We start from the raw sequence: 14,916 nt of genomic DNA, 5'->3' as shown, positions 1-14,916 counted from the left end.
TTTTAGAAGTCGATGCGCGCTGCGCGCAGGAGGGCAGCGGTTTCAAAAAGCGGCAAACCCATGATACCTGAATAGGACCCGTCGATATGCTCGATAAACTCCGCCGCGCGCCCCTGCACACCGTACGCGCCCGCCTTGCCGAGCGGCTCGCCGCTCGCCGCATAGCGGCGGATCGCGTCTGCGTGCAGTGCAGCAAAACGCACCTTCGACACGGATAGCGCGGCCGGCAGCAGCGCGCCCTCGGCATCGATCACGGCCACGGCGGTCAGCACTTCGTGATCGCGGCCGGCGAGGCGTTTGAGCATCGCGACGGCGTCGTCGGCATCGACGGGCTTGCCGAGAATCGCGTCGTCGATCGTGACGGTTGTATCCGCAACCAGAATCGGCCGCGCGGCATGGCCGCCGGCCACGAGGCGCGCGCGGGCCGCCTGCGCCTTGGCGATGCACACCCGCTGCACGTAGTCGTGCGCGCGTTCGTCGGGCAGCTCGGCTTCGAGCGCTTCGGCGTCTTCATCGGGGCGCGGCAGCAGCAGTTCGAAACGCACGCCGAGCTGTTGCAACAGCTCCTGGCGGCGTGGACTTTGCGAAGCGAGGTAGACGAACGGATGCAGCGAAGCGGCGGACGTGGACATGAACAGGTCTCGATGAAGCGGATTGCATGGGTGTGCGACGAGCGTGACGGTCGAGCGTCGATCAGCGCGGTAGGGAATGCCGGCGGTACGAGCATGGCAACGCGTACAACGCGCGTGCCTTTGTGCATGCCAACCTGCACGTCACTCAGCGCCGCAAACGCGACCCAAAAACCACGACAACGAGGCGCGATGCAAGGCGCGCAATTCAAGGCGCAATCTGAAGCCGCGGCTGACAACCCGCGCGCCAGCCGCGCATTTCACGCGCCGCCGCGTTCGCTCATACGCGATGATAGGGGTGATTTTGCGTGATGGTCCACGCGCGGTAAAGCTGTTCAGCAAGCAGCACGCGGACCATCGCGTGCGGCAAAGTCAGGCTGGAGACGCGCAGCAGCATGTCGGCGCGCGCTTTCAGATCGGGGTCGAGCCCGTCGGCGCCGCCGATCAGGAACGCCACGTCGCGGCCGTCCTGCTGCCAGCCGGGCAGGGCGCCGGCGAGTTGCATGGTGGTCCAGTCCTTGCCGCGTTCGTCGAGCGCGACAATGCGCGCATTCTTCGGCAACGCGGCTTCGATCTTGATACGTTCGGCGGCCATCACACTGTCCGCCGGCCGTCCCGACGAACGCTGCTCGGGTTTGATTTCGCGCAGTTCAATACGCAGTTCGGGCGGCATGCGCTTCGCGTATTCGTCGAAGCCGGTGGCGATCCAGTCCGGCATCTTGTGGCCGACGGCGAGGATATGCAGTTTCATGACGGATCGAATCGCGAAGGTAGTCGCGGACCAGGATGGCGTGAGTCGCCCAAGGCCCGCCTGCTTACTTGCGGCGGGCGGCCGTCTTACGCACGGGCTTCTTCACCGCCGGCGCGTCTTCGTCTTCGTCCTCGTCTTCATCGGGCTCGCTCGAACGCGCGCCGCCGAACGGATCGGGCGTGGACAGCTTGATGCGCACCGGCTTGTCGCCCCAGATTTCTTCGAGGTTGTAGTACTGGCGCAGGGCCGGTTGCAGGATGTGCACAATCGCGTCGCCGCAATCCACCAGCACCCATTCGCCGACGTCCTCGCCCTCGGTGCTGACGATGTCGCCGCCGGCTTCCTTGACGCTCTCGCGCACGCTCGAAGCGAGCGCCTTGGTTTGCCGGTTCGAGGTGCCGCTCGCGACGATCACGCGATCGAACAGCGCGGTCAGGTGGCTGGTGTTGAACACCTTGATGTCTTGCGCCTTGACGTCTTCGAGAGCGTCGACGATCACGCGTTGCAGTTTGCGAATATCCATTGGGGTTACCGGTGGTACAGATGATGTTGAAGAATATAGTCCCACACCGCGGTGGGGACATGGCTCGCCGCCTGGTCTTGCTGTTCGCCGCCCGCGAGGGCGAGCCGCTGGTTCACCTGCTCGCGCAGATGCGCGCGAATGTCGGTGGCCGAAACGTTGAACGCAAGCGTCGTATCGATCAGCAAGTGGCCGCAGGGCGTAGCTTGCAGAACGTCGGCGCGGGCACGGCGCGCGTCGATTTCTTGAGCGACCGCCGGCGGAATCGACGCGAGGTCGAAACCGGGCCGGGTGGCCGCGCAGATATGGGCAAAGTCGAACAGGCGCCGCCAGTCGCGCCATGTGTCGAGATGCACCAGTTGATCCGCGCCGATCAGGAGCGCGATCGAGGCGTCCTCACCTTCGCGTTCACGCCAGCGTCGCAGCGTGTCGATCGTGTAAGTCGGGCCGTCGTGATCGATCTCGTCGGTCGCGACACGCACGCTCGCGCCCGGCAGTTCCAGTTCGCCAGCCGCCGCGCGCGTCATGGCAAGGCGATGCACGGCCGGCGACACGTCCGCTTTCTGCCAGGGCTGCCCGGCGGGCAACAGCACGAGTTCGGTCAGTTGCAGCACGTGCGCGAAACGCCGCGCGAGCGCGAGGTGGCCTTCGTGGATCGGATCGAAAGTGCCGCCGAGCAGTCCGATCCGGCGAGGCAGGGCAACAGGATGAGCGTTCGGCTTCAGGTGAAGATCCTTTGTCGTGACGACTGGAGCGAGGTGCGGGCGCGGCCCGTCACACCCACTCGCGCGGCACGAGAAAATCGCTATAAAGACGCGCTTCCGGCGTGCCCGGTTCGGGCTGCCAGTCGTAGCGCCAGTTCACCACAGGCGGCATGGACATCAGGATCGATTCCGTGCGTCCGCCGCTTTGCAGCCCGAACAGTGTGCCACGGTCGAAGACCAGATTGAACTCGACGTAGCGCCCGCGCCGGTAAGCTTGAAAATCGCGCTCGGCTTGACCGTACGGAATGTTGCGGCGCCTTTCGATGATCGGCAGGTACGCTTTGAGGAACGCGTCGCCGACACTTTTGAGCATCGCGAACGATTGATCGAAGCCCGGCGCCGAGAAATCGTCGAAGAAAATCCCGCCGATGCCGCGCGGCTCGTTGCGGTGCTTGAGGAAGAAATACTCGTCGCACCAGCGCTTGAAACTCGGGTAGAGGTCCGCGCCATAAGGCTGCAGCGCGTCGCGGCAGGTGCGATGGAAATGCTGCGCGTCTTCTTCGTAACCGTAGTACGGCGTCAGATCCATGCCGCCACCGAACCAGAACACCGGTTCTTCGCCGGCCTTGGTCGCGATCAGGAGACGCACGTTCATATGCACGGTCGGGCAGTGCGGATTGTGCGGGTGCAGCACGAGCGACACGCCCATTGCTTCGAAACCGCGGCCGCCCAGTTGCGGACGCGCCGCGCTCGCCGAACCCGGCAAGGTGTCGCCCGCGACGTCCGAGAAACCGATGCCGGCCCGTTCGAAGAAGTTGCCGCCTTCGAGAATCCGCGTGCAGCCGCCGCCGCGCAGCTTCTCGCCGGGCGCGCGCTGCCAGGTGTCGGTGGCGAACGGCGTGCCGTCGAACGCGCCGAGCGTGTCCGCGATATGCGTTTGCAGGCCTTGCAGCCAGCCGCGCACGGCCTGTGCGTCGTAGCTCGAATCGGTCATGAATGCAGATGCTGAGGGCGGCACGCTCGTCGTGCCGCGGGTTCTTAGTGAAGGGCGAGGGCCAAGTCCGCGCCAGGTGTAACCTGCGCAGGCGTGGCCATGCGGTTTTTCGCGCCGGGCGGGATACCGCCGCCCCGCTCAGGCCACGTTGGGCCTGCCTCGGCCCATATCGTCCCACATGCTGCGGTGGGCGCGGTGAGCAACGTGAAAGCCGCCGCGAAAACCCGCAGTGTAGCGCCGTTGGCGCCGCACGCGGGCGAGTGGGATGATGGCTTAGTGCTTGCCTTCGGTCCTGGCGTCGTGCTTGCGGTTCAACGCACGGTAGCCGATGTCGCGGCGATACTGCATGCCGTCGAACGAGATCTGATTGATCGTTTCGTACGCGACCGACTGCGCGCTGCGCACCGAATCCGCCAGACCGACCACGCACAGCACGCGGCCGCCCGAGGTGGTCAGCTTGCCGTCCGTCAGCGTGGTGCCGGCGTGGAACGTGACCGAATCCGCGGTTTCAGCCGGAATGTCGTTGATGCGGTCACCCTTGCGCGGCGTGTCCGGATAGTTGTACGCGGCGAGCACGACGCCGAGCGCGGTGCGGCGGTCCCACTCCAGTTCCACCGTATCGAGCGTGCCGGCGATGGCCTGCTCGACCACCTTCGAATAGTCGCCCTTCAGACGCGCCATGATCGGCTGCGTTTCGGGGTCGCCCATACGGCAGTTGAATTCGAGCGTTTTCGGGTTGCCTTGCGCGTCGATCATCAGACCGGCGTACAGGAAACCGGTGTAGCGGATGCCTTCCTTTTCCATGCCGCGCACCGTCGGCAGGATGATTTCGCGCATCACGCGGGCATGCAGTTGCGGCGTGACGATCGGCGCGGGCGAATAGGCGCCCATGCCGCCCGTGTTCGGACCGAGGTCGCCGTCGAGCAGGCGTTTGTGGTCCTGGCTCGACGCGAGCGGCAGCACATGCTTGCCGTCGACCATCACGATGAAGCTCGCTTCCTCGCCGGCGAGAAACTCCTCGATCACGACACGCGCGCCGGCATCGCCGAGCTTGTTGTCCGACAGCATCATGTCGACCGCGGCGTGCGCTTCTTCCAGCGTTTGCGCGACCACCACGCCCTTGCCCGCGGCGAGGCCGTCGGCCTTGATGACGATCGGCGCACCCTTGGCGTCGAGATACGCGTGCGCGGCGGCGACGTCGGCGAAGGTTTCGTATTCGGCGGTCGGAATCGCGTGGCGCTTCATGAACGCCTTGGCGAAGTCCTTCGAGCTTTCGAGCTGAGCGGCTTCTTTGGTCGGCCCGAAAATCTTCAGACCGCGCTGGCGGAACAGATTGACGATGCCGGCCGCGAGCGGCGCCTCCGGCCCGACCAGCGTGAAGGCGATCTGTTCTTTTTCGACGAAATCGGCGAGCGCAGCCGGCTCGGTGATGTCGACGTTGCGCAGACGCTCGTCCTGGGCGGTGCCGCCGTTGCCGGGAGCAACGTAGACGAGCTGAACCCGCGGCGATTGCGCGAGCTTCCATGCGAGCGCATGTTCGCGACCGCCGGAACCGACGACGAGTAACTTCATGTGAATCCCCGAGACTTAAAAACCATAAACGGCTGACGCAGCGTGCTCAGCCGTGGAATGACAACAAGGTTTGCATTGAGCCCGCAGCAGCCGTTGCCGGCGCGCAGGGCACAGGGCGAACCCGGGTGGAAGCGCGGTGCGCAGTCACACGCACGCTCGCTCCGCAACGACGCGAGGGCCAGCCGACGGCATGGGCGTGGCTCGACACGAACCCACGCGCCACGCGCTGCCGGGGCGCGCTCATTCGTCGGCGATCGCGGCGTTTGTATAGACTTCCTGCACGTCGTCCAGATTCTCCAGCGCGTCGAGCAGCTTCTGCATTTTCACCGCGTCCTCGCCGGTGAACTCGACTTCCGTCTGAGGTTTCATCGTCACCTCGGCCAGCTCGGCCTTGAAGCCCGCGGCTTCCAGCGCGGACTTCACCTTCGGGAAATCGTTCGGCGGGCACAGCACTTCGATACTGCCGTCTTCATTCGTGACGACGTCGTCAGCGCCGGCTTCGAGCGCGGCTTCCATCAGCTTGTCTTCCGGCGTGCCGGGCGCGAACAGGAACTGGCCGACGTGATCGAACATGAACGACACCGAGCCGTCCGTGCCCATGTTGCCGCCGTTCTTCGAGAACGCGTGACGCACTTCCGCCACCGTACGCGTGCGGTTGTCGGTCATGGTATCCACGATCACCGCCGCGCCGCCGATGCCGTAGCCTTCGTAGCGGATTTCTTCGTAGCTTGCGCCGTCCACGCCGCCCACGCCACGCTGGATCGCGCGGTTGACGTTATCTTTCGGCATGTTGGCGTCGTACGCCTTTTCGACGGCGAGCCGCAGACGCGGGTTCGAGTCGATGTCGCCGCCGCCCATGCGGGCCGCGACCTGAATTTCCTTGATGAGCCGCGTCCAGACCTTGCCGCGCTTGGCGTCGGCCGCTGCTTTCTTATGCTTGATGTTGGCCCATTTCGAATGACCCGCCATACCTTTCTCCATCGCGCGCGCCAGTGGGGCGCACGCATTGTGCAATTGTCGTTGCGATGTCGGGCGCTTGCGCGTGCCTGCTTGTTCTGCGCCTCGATGTCAAACCGCCCGCTGCCTGACTGACCGGCTCAACTGTTCGCGGTTAACCGCCCGTGGCTGACCGTCTCGGGCCTGATCGCGCCCGGCCGGGCCCGGCTAGCGGGACCGCGGGTTGGCAGCGCGATTGGGACGGGGCGGCGCGGCTGGCGTGCGGCAAGCGCCGCGCCGGCCTGCCAGGCCCCGCGAAAGGCGCGGTGCGCCAGGCGGTGATGCGAGTTGAGCCGCTCTTTGAGCGGAGTCGAATTTTATCACGCCGCGGGGGCGCGGCAGAGGACGAGATAGCGGCCAACGCCGCGAAAAGTGCGCGGCAGCGGCGTCTGGCGCACGCCGTCACGCGCTTTTCAGGCCGCTTTCAGTTTTTCGTGCCGAACAGGCGGTCGCCGGCGTCGCCGAGACCCGGCACGATGTACGCGTGCTCGTTCAGATGCGAATCGAGCGAGGCGACATACAGCTTGACGTCCGGATGGGCGTCCTGAAACACCTGCACGCCTTCGGGCGCGGCGACCAGCGCGAGGAACATGATGTTCTCGCCGGCCACATTGCGGCGCTTGAGCACATCGACGGCGTGCACGGCGGAATAGCCGGTCGCGACCATCGGATCGCACAGAATGAACACGCGGTCTTCGAGGTCGGGCAGCCGCACCAGATATTCGACCGGCCGATGGTCCTCGGCGCGATACACGCCGATGTGGCCCACGCGCGCCGACGGCACCAGCTCCAGCAGGCCGTCCGACATGCCGATGCCGGCCCGCAGCACCGGCACGATCGCCAGCTTCTTGCCGGCGATCACCGGCGCGTCGATCTCGACGAGCGGCGTGGTCAGGCGGCGCGTGGTCATGGGCAGATTGCGGGTGATTTCGTAGCCCATCAGCAGCGTGATTTCACGCAGCAGTTCGCGGAACGTGCGAGTCGAGGTATCCCGGTCGCGCATATGCGACAGCTTGTGCTGGATCAGCGGGTGATCGAGGATGAAGAGATTGGGAAAACGGCTGTCCTGGGTCATGGCGGGTGCGCGCGGGGCGGCTAGAGGGATCGGTTCGGCGCGCCGCACGGCCGGAGAACCGGCTGGCGGGCGGACGCGCCACGGCGCAAGTTTACCGAAAGAGTGCCGCTCGAAGATACCGGAGATTGCAGCGGCCCGGCGCAGTCCGGCACCGATTCTTCTAGAATCGGGGAAACTTTGCCACGAGAGCGCATCCAGACCTGTCGCTTCGCGCCAGGCCACGGAGCGGGAAAACCTGGGGCGGCCCAGCGTTTTGTCTCGAGGCGCAACTTCACGAGGAGAACACTGATGGACATGGGAATCGCAGGACGCACCGCGCTGGTCTGCGCGGCCAGCAAGGGATTGGGACGCGGCTGCGCGGAAGCGCTCGCCGCCGAAGGCGTCAACCTGACGATCGTCGCGCGCACCGCCGAGACGCTGGAGGCGACCGCCGCGGAGATTCGCAAACAAAGCGGCGTGGAAGTGAAGACGGTGGCCTGTGACATCACCACGCCGGAAGGCCGCGCCGCGGCGCTCGCCGCCTGTCCGCAGCCGGACATTCTGGTCAACAACGCGGGCGGCCCGCCGCCGGGCGACTTCCGCAACTTCACGCACGAAGACTGGATCCGCGCGCTCGAGAGCAACATGCTGACGCCGATCGAACTGATTCGCGCGACCATCGACTCGATGAGCGCAAACGGTTACGGACGCATCGTCAACATCACGAGTTCGGCGGTGAAGGCGCCGATCGACGTGCTCGGTTTGTCCAACGGCGCGCGCTCGGGGCTGACCGGCTTCGTCGCGGGACTCGCGCGCAAGGTCGCGCCTACCGGCGTGACCATCAACAACCTGCTGCCGGGGCTTTTCGACACGGACCGCATCGGCGTCACCTTCGCGGCGCAAGCCAAGGCGCAAAACATTTCCGTCGACGAAGCCCGCAAGCAGCGCACGAAGACGATCCCCGCCGGCCGTTTCGGCACGCGCGAGGAATTCGGCGCCGCCTGCGCCTTCCTGTGCAGCGTGCACGCCGGCTACATCACCGGACAGAACTGGCTGATCGACGGCGGCGCATATCCCGGCACGTTCTGAACGGCACGTCCTAAAGCCTCACCACAACAACGACAATCACAACGGTTCCAGGAGTCTTACGTCATGACCACCCGTATCGCGCTGATCGCACACGATCATAAAAAAGACGACATCGTCAAACTGGCCGGCGAATACGTCGACACGCTGCGGCGCTGCGACATCGTGGCGACCGGCACGACCGGCGGGCGCATCGCCGACGCGCACGGCCTCGTGGTCGAGCGCATGTTGTCCGGCCCGCACGGCGGCGATCTGCAGATTGGCGCGCAACTCGCGGAAGGGCGCGTGGACATGGTGATCTTTCTGCGCGACCCGATGACGCCGCAGCCGCACGAGCCGGACATCAACGCGCTGGTGCGCGCGTGCGACGTGCACAACATTCCGTGCGCGACCAACATTTCGACGGCGCGCATGGTGCTCGACTCGCTGACCTTGCGCCTCACGCAACAGATTTGAGTTCGCACACTCTCGACCCGATCCAGGCGACACCTAACCTCAAGGAGACATGATGGCCAAAGCAATCCGATTCGATAAAACCGGCGGCCCCGAAGTGATGAAGTGGGTCGACGTCGAAGTCGGTGAGCCGGGCGCGGGCGAGATCCGCGTGAGGCAGACGGCGGTCGGGCTGAACTACATCGACGTGTACTTCCGCAAGGGTCTTTATCCGTTGCCGCTGCCCGGCGGTCTCGGCATGGAGGCGGCAGGCGTTGTGACGGCGCTCGGCTCGGGCGTGACCGGTCTGAAGGTGGGCGATCGCATCGCCTACGTGGGGCGCCCGCCCGGCGCGTATGCGCAGGAGCGCGTGCTGCCGGCGGCACAGGTCGTGAAGGTGCCCGACGCCCTGAGCGACGAGCAGGCCGCTTCGGTCATGCTGCAAGGTCTGACCGCGCAATATCTGCTGCGCCGCACGTATCCCGTGAAAGCCGGCGACACGATCCTGATTCAGGCCGCCGCGGGTGGCGTGGGTCTGCTGGTGTGCCAGTGGGCGAAGGCGCTCGGCGCGACGGTGATCGGCACGGTCGGCTCGGATGAAAAAGCGCAGATCGCCACGGCGCACGGCTGCGATCACGCAATCGTCTACACGCGCGAGAACTTCACCCGGCGCGTGCGCGAGATCACCAACGGCGCGGGCGTGCCGGTGGTGTACGACTCGATCGGTAAAGACACGTTTACGGCCTCGCTCGATTGCCTCGCTCCGCTCGGCCTGTTCGTGAGCTTCGGCAACGCGTCGGGGCCGTTGCCGCCGATCGACTCGTCGGAATTCGCCGGACGCGGTTCGCTGTTCTTCACGCGCCCGACGCTCTTTACCTACATTGCCAAACGCAGCGACTACGAGGCGATGTCGACCGAACTGTTCGACGTGCTGGTATCGGGCAAGGTCAAGACGAGCATCAATCAGCGTTATGCGCTGGCGGATGTCGGGCAAGCGCACGCGGATCTCGAAGGGCGTCGCACGACGGGCTCGACGGTGCTGTTGCCGTAACGCCCCGCGACACGAGCGCGACGCCAGCCGTCGTATAAAAACCGCGCTCATTCGAGGTCGCGCCAAGGCCGCCGCCGAACCGGCGCGGCATGCGGCAAAACCATGCCCAGCAGGCTCAAGGCCGTTCCATCGCAGGATGGAACGGTTTTTTTCGTTTACGCGATTTTTATATACGCCCCCCCATCTTTGACCAGCCCTTTACATGGTTCGGCATAACGTTGCGGCTATCCAAAGTCCGTGTAATGGAGAACAAAAATGGATGTGCTGTATGTCGGGGGGCTGGTGCTGTTTTCCGCGCTGACCTTCGCGTTGATTATCGGCTGCGAGAAGTTGATGCAGTTTCGCCGTGGGCAGGGAGCGCGCTCATGAACTGGATTCTCTGGTTGTCCGGCGCGGCGACCGCGCTGCTGTTCGTGTACCTGGTCTATGCGCTGTTGCGCGCGGAGGACATTGAATGAACTCGAACAATGTCCTGCAAGCGAGCCTCTTCATCGTCGTGCTGCTGGCAGCCGCGGTGCCGATGGCCCGCTATCTGAGCGCCGTGATGGACGGCAGCTCGCGCGTGGTTCGCCTCGGCGGTCCTGTCGAACGTTGGCTGTATCGCATCGCGGGCGTCGATTCGTCGACGGAAATGAGCTGGAAGCACTATGCGATCGCCACGATCGCGTTCAACGTGCTCGGCGTGGCGTTCCTGTACGTGCTGTTGCGCGTGCAAGGCTGGCTGCCGGCCAACCCGCAGCAGTTCGGCCCGATGACGGTCGACGGCGCGTTCAACACGGCGGTCAGTTTCGTCACCAACACCAACTGGCAAGACTACTCGCCTGAGCAAACCGTCAGCTATCTGACGCAGATGCTTGGCCTCACCGTGCAGAATTTCTTCTCGGCGGCTACCGGCATCGTGGTGGTGATCGCGCTGATTCGCGGCTTCGCGCGCCACACCGCGCAAACCATCGGCAACTTCTGGGTCGATATCACGCGCGTGACGCTCTATGTATTGCTGCCGATGTCGGTCATTCTCGCGGCCCTGCTGATGAGCCAGGGCGTGGTGCAGAACTTCAAGGCCTATCAGGACGTGCCGACGCTGCAAACCACCACGTATGCCGCGCCGAAGCTCGACGCGCAAGGCAACCCGGTGAAGGACGCCAAGGGCAACCCGGTTACGGTCGATACGCCGGTGAAGACGCAGACTGTCGCAATGGGCCCGGTTGCTTCGCAGGAAGCGATCAAGATGCTCGGCACCAACGGCGGCGGCTTCTTCAACGGCAACTCGGCGCATCCGTATGAAAACCCGACGCCGTTCTCGAACTTCCTGCAGCTCTTGTCGATCCTGGTCATTCCCGCCGCGCTGGCGTTGGTGTTCGGCCGCATGATCGCCGACCGCAAGCAGGGCGTGGCCGTGCTCGCCACCATGACGATCGCGTTCGCGGTCTGTGTGTTCGGCGAAATCAGCGCGGAGCAGAGCGGCAATCCGGCGATCGCCGCATTGCATGTCGACCAGTCGGCCAATGCGCTGCAGTCGGGCGGCAACGCGGAAGGCAAGGAAACGCGCTTCGGTATCGCGCAGTCGGGCATCTTCACCGTGGCGACCACCGCGGCGTCGTGCGGCGCGGTCGCCAACACGCACGATTCGCTGACGCCGATCGGCGGCCTCTATCCGATGCTGTTGATGCAACTCGGCGAAGTGATCTTCGGCGGCGTGGGTTCCGGTATGTACGGGATGCTCGTGTTCGCGATGCTGGCCGTGTTCGTGGCGGGCCTGATGATCGGCCGCACGCCGGAATACGTCGGCAAGAAGATCGAAGCGTATGAGATAAAAATGGTATCGATCGTCGTGCTGCTCACGCCGCTGCTGGTGCTGGTCGGCACGTCGATCGCGGTATTGAGCGACGCGGGCAAGGCGGGCATCGCCAACCCCGGCGCGCACGGTTTCTCCGAAATCCTCTACGCGTTCAGCTCGGCTGCCAATAACAACGGCAGCGCGTTCGCGGGCCTCACCGTGAGCACGCCGTTCTACAACTGGCTCACGGCGATCGCGATGTGGTTCGGCCGCTTCGGCACGATCATTCCGGTGCTCGCGATTGCCGGCTCGCTCGCGGCGAAAAAGCGCATCGGCGTGACGGGCGGCACGTTGCCCACGCATGGACCGCTGTTCGTCGTGCTGTTGCTCGGCACGGTGCTGCTGGTCGGCGCGCTGACTTATGTGCCTGCGCTCGCGCTCGGTCCTGGTGTCGAACATCTGATGATGATGGGCGCCCATTGAGGCAGCCCATCCGGATGACACAAGCGACCCATGACTGAACAGGCGCAAACGGGAAATTCGAGGATTCAATGACTGAACATAATGCAACCCGGTCCATGTTCGACCCGGCGCTACTGCGCCCGGCGATCGTGGACTCCTTCAAGAAGCTGACGCCGCGCACGCAGTTCCGCAATCCGGTGATGTTCTGCGTGTACGTGGGCAGCATTCTCACGACCATTCTCTGGATCGCCGCGCTCGGCGGCCAGGCCGAGGCGCCCGCGGGCTTCATTCTCGCGGTCACCTTGTGGCTGTGGTTCACGGTGCTGTTCGCCAACTTCGCGGAAGCGCTTGCCGAAGGCCGTTCGAAGGCTCAGGCGGCGTCGCTGCGCAGCGCGAAGAAAGACGTGATGGCCAAGAAGCTCAACGAGCCGCATCCGAAATCGCCGATCCGCATCCTGACGGCGACCGATCTGCGTAAAGGCGACGTCGTGCTGGTCGAAACCGGCGACGTGATCCCGGCCGACGGCGAAGTGATCGACGGTGTCGCGTCGGTCGACGAATCGGCGATCACGGGCGAATCCGCGCCGGTGATCCGCGAGTCGGGCGGCGACTTTTCGTCGGTGACGGGCGGCACGCGCGTGCTGTCGGACTGGATCGTGGTGCGCGTCACGGCGAACCCGGGCGAAGCGTTCCTCGACCGCATGATCGCGATGGTCGAAGGCGCGAAGCGTCAGAAGACGCCGAATGAAATCGCCCTGACGATTCTGCTGGTCGCGCTGACGATCGTGATGCTGCTGGCCACCGCCACGCTGCTGCCGTTTTCGATCTTTTCGGTCGAAGCCGCTAAAGCCGGCCACGTGGTGACGATCACCGCACTGGTCGCGCTGCTGGTGTGTCTGATTCCGACCACGATCGGTGGTTTGTTGTCGGCGATCGGTGTGGCCGGCATGAGCCGCATGATGCAGGCGAACGTGATCGCCACGTCGGGCCGCGCGGTGGAAGCGGCCGGCGACGTCGACGTGCTGTTGCTCGACAAGACCGGCACCATCACGCTCGGCAATCGCCAGGCTTCGCAATTCGTGCCGGCGCCGGGCTTGACGGAAGAAGCGCTCGCGGACGCCGCGCAACTCTCGTCGCTTGCCGACGAAACGCCGGAAGGCCGCAGCATCGTCGTGCTGGCGAAGCAGCGCTTCAATATCCGTCAACGCGATATGGCCTCGCTGCATGCCTCGTTCCTCGCGTTCACCGCGCAAACGCGCATGAGCGGCGTCGATCTGCCGGGCCGTGAAATCCGCAAGGGCGCGGCCGACGCGGTCAAGAACTACGTCGAAGCCAACGGCGGCCGTTTCCCCAACGAAGTGAGCAACGCCGTGGCCGAAGTCGCGCGGCGCGGCAGCACGCCGCTGGTGGTCGCCGAGAAAGGCGAGCAGGGCGCGCGCGTGCTCGGCGTGATCGAGTTGAAGGACGTCGTGAAGGGCGGCATCAAGGAGCGCTTTGCCGAACTGCGCAAGATGGGCATCAAGACGATCATGGTGACGGGCGACAACCGCCTGACCGCGGCGGCGATTGCCGCGGAAGCCGGCGTCGACGATTTCCTCGCCGAAGCCACGCCGGAAGCGAAGCTCGCCACGATCCGCGCGCACCAGGCCGAAGGGCGCCTCGTCGCGATGACCGGCGACGGCACCAACGACGCCCCGGCGCTCGCGCAGGCCGACGTCGCGGTGGCGATGAACACCGGCACGCAGGCCGCGAAGGAAGCGGGCAACATGGTCGACCTCGATTCGAATCCGACCAAGCTGATCGAGATCGTGGAGATCGGCAAGCAGATGCTGATGACGCGCGGTTCGCTCACCACGTTCTCGATCGCCAACGACGTCGCCAAATACTTCGCGATCATTCCGGCCGCGTTCGCCACGACCTATCCGGCGCTGAACGCGCTGAACGTGATGCACCTGGCCACGCCGACCTCGGCGATCATGTCGGCGGTGATTTTCAACGCGCTGATCATCGTGCTGCTGATTCCGCTGGCGCTCAAGGGTGTGCGTTATCGCGCGCTGGGCGCGGCGATTCTGCTGCGCCGCAATCTGCTGATCTACGGTTTGGGCGGGATCATCGTGCCGTTCATCGGTATCAAGCTGATCGATATGGTGCTGGCCGCGCTCGGTTGGGTCTAAGCGCTAGTTCAAGAGGAATTATTCATCATGAAAAATCTGTTCCGTCCGTTGATCGTGATCTTCGCGGTGCTCACCGCTGTCACGGGCCTGGCCTATCCCGCGGTGATGACCGTCGTCGGTCAAACGGCCTTCAACGATCAGGCCAACGGCAGCATGCTCGAACAGGACGGCAAGGTGGTCGGCTCGAAGCTGATCGGCCAGCAGTTCGATGCGCCGCAATACTTCTGGGGCCGCCTGTCGGCCACCAGCCCGATGCCGTACAACGCACAGGGTTCGAGCGGTTCGAATCTGGGCCCGACCAACCCGGCGTTGCTCGACGAAATCAAAGGCCGTATCGACGCGCTGAAGGCGGCCGGCACGGATATGTCGAAGCCGGTGCCGGTGGATCTGGTGACGTCGTCGGGCAGCGGTCTCGATCCTGAGATCAGCCCGGCGGCAGCGGCTTATCAGATCGAGCGCGTCGCCAAGGCACGCAAGCTCGCGGCCAACGACGTGCAGGCGCTGGTGGATCGCTATACGAGCGGCCGTCAGTTCGGCATTCTCGGTGAGCCGCGCGTGAACGTGCTGCAACTGAACCTGGCGCTGGACGAGATGAAGCGCGGTTGATCGACGAAACGCAGCAGCGCTTCGCTGGGCAAAGGCGGCGTCCGCGCGACTCCGCCTTTGCCTTTTGACGGCGCGACGAAGGTGTGGCGAGCGTTATATGCTGTGGCC

Annotated in this window: 16 protein-coding genes; 8 read left to right on the top strand and 8 right to left on the bottom strand. The window is 64.9% G+C overall.

From position 1 onward, the window contains the following. Positions 1-2: 2 nt before the first annotated feature. From RI103_RS13520 to upp, 8 genes are all read right to left on the bottom strand, one after another. A complete protein-coding gene (locus RI103_RS13520; RefSeq protein WP_310812480.1) occupies positions 3-632 on the bottom strand; it encodes a Maf family protein in 630 nt (209 codons plus the stop codon). Positions 633-909: 277 nt separating this feature from the next. Continuing rightward, positions 910-1,380 (bottom strand): 23S rRNA (pseudouridine(1915)-N(3))-methyltransferase RlmH, encoded by a 471-nt coding sequence (gene rlmH, locus RI103_RS13515; protein ID WP_310812479.1) that lies wholly within the window; start codon positions 1,378-1,380, stop codon positions 910-912. Between the two features lie 64 nt (positions 1,381-1,444). After that, positions 1,445-1,903: a ribosome silencing factor gene (rsfS, locus tag RI103_RS13510; protein WP_310812478.1), complete on the bottom strand. Its 459-nt coding sequence runs from the start codon at positions 1,901-1,903 to the stop codon at positions 1,445-1,447. A gap of 5 nt (positions 1,904-1,908) precedes the next feature. Then, positions 1,909-2,625 (bottom strand): nicotinate-nucleotide adenylyltransferase, encoded by a 717-nt coding sequence (locus tag RI103_RS13505; protein WP_310815234.1) that lies wholly within the window; start codon positions 2,623-2,625, stop codon positions 1,909-1,911. A gap of 49 nt (positions 2,626-2,674) precedes the next feature. Beyond that, positions 2,675-3,598: an oxygen-dependent coproporphyrinogen oxidase gene (hemF, locus tag RI103_RS13500; protein WP_310812477.1), complete on the bottom strand. Its 924-nt coding sequence runs from the start codon at positions 3,596-3,598 to the stop codon at positions 2,675-2,677. Positions 3,599-3,871: 273 nt separating this feature from the next. Beyond that, positions 3,872-5,170, bottom strand: a complete 1,299-nt coding sequence (gene purD / locus RI103_RS13495; RefSeq protein ID WP_310812476.1) for a phosphoribosylamine--glycine ligase — start codon at positions 5,168-5,170, stop codon at positions 3,872-3,874. A gap of 240 nt (positions 5,171-5,410) precedes the next feature. After that, positions 5,411-6,139 carry a YebC/PmpR family DNA-binding transcriptional regulator gene (locus RI103_RS13490; RefSeq protein ID WP_091795956.1) on the bottom strand — a complete coding sequence of 243 codons (729 nt, stop codon included), beginning with the start codon at positions 6,137-6,139 and terminating at the stop codon, positions 5,411-5,413. 451 nt (positions 6,140-6,590) lie between these two features. Then, positions 6,591-7,241 (bottom strand): uracil phosphoribosyltransferase, encoded by a 651-nt coding sequence (gene upp / locus RI103_RS13485; protein WP_012432337.1) that lies wholly within the window; start codon positions 7,239-7,241, stop codon positions 6,591-6,593. A gap of 288 nt (positions 7,242-7,529) precedes the next feature. Between upp and RI103_RS13480 the strand changes: the two genes are divergently transcribed. The 8 genes from RI103_RS13480 to kdpC all read left to right on the top strand — a co-directional run bounded on the left by RI103_RS13480 (position 7,530) and on the right by kdpC (position 14,808). After that, positions 7,530-8,309 carry an SDR family oxidoreductase gene (locus RI103_RS13480; protein WP_310812475.1) on the top strand — a complete coding sequence of 260 codons (780 nt, stop codon included), beginning with the start codon at positions 7,530-7,532 and terminating at the stop codon, positions 8,307-8,309. Between the two features lie 63 nt (positions 8,310-8,372). Further along, a complete protein-coding gene (locus RI103_RS13475) occupies positions 8,373-8,762 on the top strand; it encodes a methylglyoxal synthase (protein ID WP_310812474.1) in 390 nt (129 codons plus the stop codon). Between the two features lie 52 nt (positions 8,763-8,814). Further along, a complete protein-coding gene (locus RI103_RS13470; protein WP_310815233.1) occupies positions 8,815-9,789 on the top strand; it encodes a quinone oxidoreductase in 975 nt (324 codons plus the stop codon). A gap of 255 nt (positions 9,790-10,044) precedes the next feature. After that, positions 10,045-10,158, top strand: a complete 114-nt coding sequence (locus RI103_RS13465; protein WP_132375289.1) for a potassium ABC transporter ATPase — start codon at positions 10,045-10,047, stop codon at positions 10,156-10,158. Next, positions 10,155-10,247, top strand: a complete 93-nt coding sequence (gene kdpF / locus RI103_RS13460) for a K(+)-transporting ATPase subunit F (protein WP_011487462.1) — start codon at positions 10,155-10,157, stop codon at positions 10,245-10,247. The genes RI103_RS13465 and kdpF overlap by 4 nt, the downstream gene beginning before the upstream one ends. Further along, on the top strand, positions 10,244-12,049 hold the full coding sequence (gene kdpA, locus RI103_RS13455) for a potassium-transporting ATPase subunit KdpA (protein WP_310812473.1): 1,806 nt from the start codon (positions 10,244-10,246) through the stop codon (positions 12,047-12,049). Before kdpF ends, kdpA begins: the two co-directional genes overlap by 4 nt. A 68-nt stretch (positions 12,050-12,117) precedes the next feature. Beyond that, positions 12,118-14,202, top strand: a complete 2,085-nt coding sequence (gene kdpB / locus RI103_RS13450; RefSeq protein ID WP_310812472.1) for a potassium-transporting ATPase subunit KdpB — start codon at positions 12,118-12,120, stop codon at positions 14,200-14,202. Between the two features lie 27 nt (positions 14,203-14,229). Next, positions 14,230-14,808 carry a potassium-transporting ATPase subunit KdpC gene (kdpC, locus tag RI103_RS13445; protein WP_310812471.1) on the top strand — a complete coding sequence of 193 codons (579 nt, stop codon included), beginning with the start codon at positions 14,230-14,232 and terminating at the stop codon, positions 14,806-14,808. Positions 14,809-14,916: the final 108 nt, after the last annotated feature.

Origin of the sequence: Paraburkholderia sp. FT54 (assembly GCF_031585635.1) — a bacterium.
GTDB lineage: Bacteria > Pseudomonadota > Gammaproteobacteria > Burkholderiales > Burkholderiaceae > Paraburkholderia.
The sequence above is the reverse complement of the archived record's forward strand: the minus strand, read 5'-3'. Positions and strand labels throughout refer to the sequence as shown.

Bases quoted from the DNA above. Each gene is read 5' to 3' on its own strand.
- RI103_RS13520 (WP_310812480.1), bottom strand. From the start codon at position 632: ATGTCCACGTCCGCCGCTTCGCTGCATCCGTTCGTCTACCTCGCTTCG.
- rlmH (WP_310812479.1), bottom strand. From the start codon at position 1,380: ATGAAACTGCATATCCTCGCCGTCGGCCACAAGATGCCGGACTGGATC.
- rsfS (WP_310812478.1), bottom strand. From the start codon at position 1,903: ATGGATATTCGCAAACTGCAACGCGTGATCGTCGACGCTCTCGAAGAC.
- hemF (WP_310812477.1), bottom strand. From the start codon at position 3,598: ATGACCGATTCGAGCTACGACGCACAGGCCGTGCGCGGCTGGCTGCAA.
- purD (WP_310812476.1), bottom strand. From the start codon at position 5,170: ATGAAGTTACTCGTCGTCGGTTCCGGCGGTCGCGAACATGCGCTCGCA.
- RI103_RS13490 (WP_091795956.1), bottom strand. From the start codon at position 6,139: ATGGCGGGTCATTCGAAATGGGCCAACATCAAGCATAAGAAAGCAGCG.
- upp (WP_012432337.1), bottom strand. From the start codon at position 7,241: ATGACCCAGGACAGCCGTTTTCCCAATCTCTTCATCCTCGATCACCCG.
- RI103_RS13480 (WP_310812475.1), top strand. From the start codon at position 7,530: ATGGACATGGGAATCGCAGGACGCACCGCGCTGGTCTGCGCGGCCAGC.
- RI103_RS13475 (WP_310812474.1), top strand. From the start codon at position 8,373: ATGACCACCCGTATCGCGCTGATCGCACACGATCATAAAAAAGACGAC.
- RI103_RS13470 (WP_310815233.1), top strand. From the start codon at position 8,815: ATGGCCAAAGCAATCCGATTCGATAAAACCGGCGGCCCCGAAGTGATG.
- RI103_RS13465 (WP_132375289.1), top strand. From the start codon at position 10,045: ATGGATGTGCTGTATGTCGGGGGGCTGGTGCTGTTTTCCGCGCTGACC.
- kdpF (WP_011487462.1), top strand. From the start codon at position 10,155: ATGAACTGGATTCTCTGGTTGTCCGGCGCGGCGACCGCGCTGCTGTTC.
- kdpA (WP_310812473.1), top strand. From the start codon at position 10,244: ATGAACTCGAACAATGTCCTGCAAGCGAGCCTCTTCATCGTCGTGCTG.
- kdpB (WP_310812472.1), top strand. From the start codon at position 12,118: ATGACTGAACATAATGCAACCCGGTCCATGTTCGACCCGGCGCTACTG.
- kdpC (WP_310812471.1), top strand. From the start codon at position 14,230: ATGAAAAATCTGTTCCGTCCGTTGATCGTGATCTTCGCGGTGCTCACC.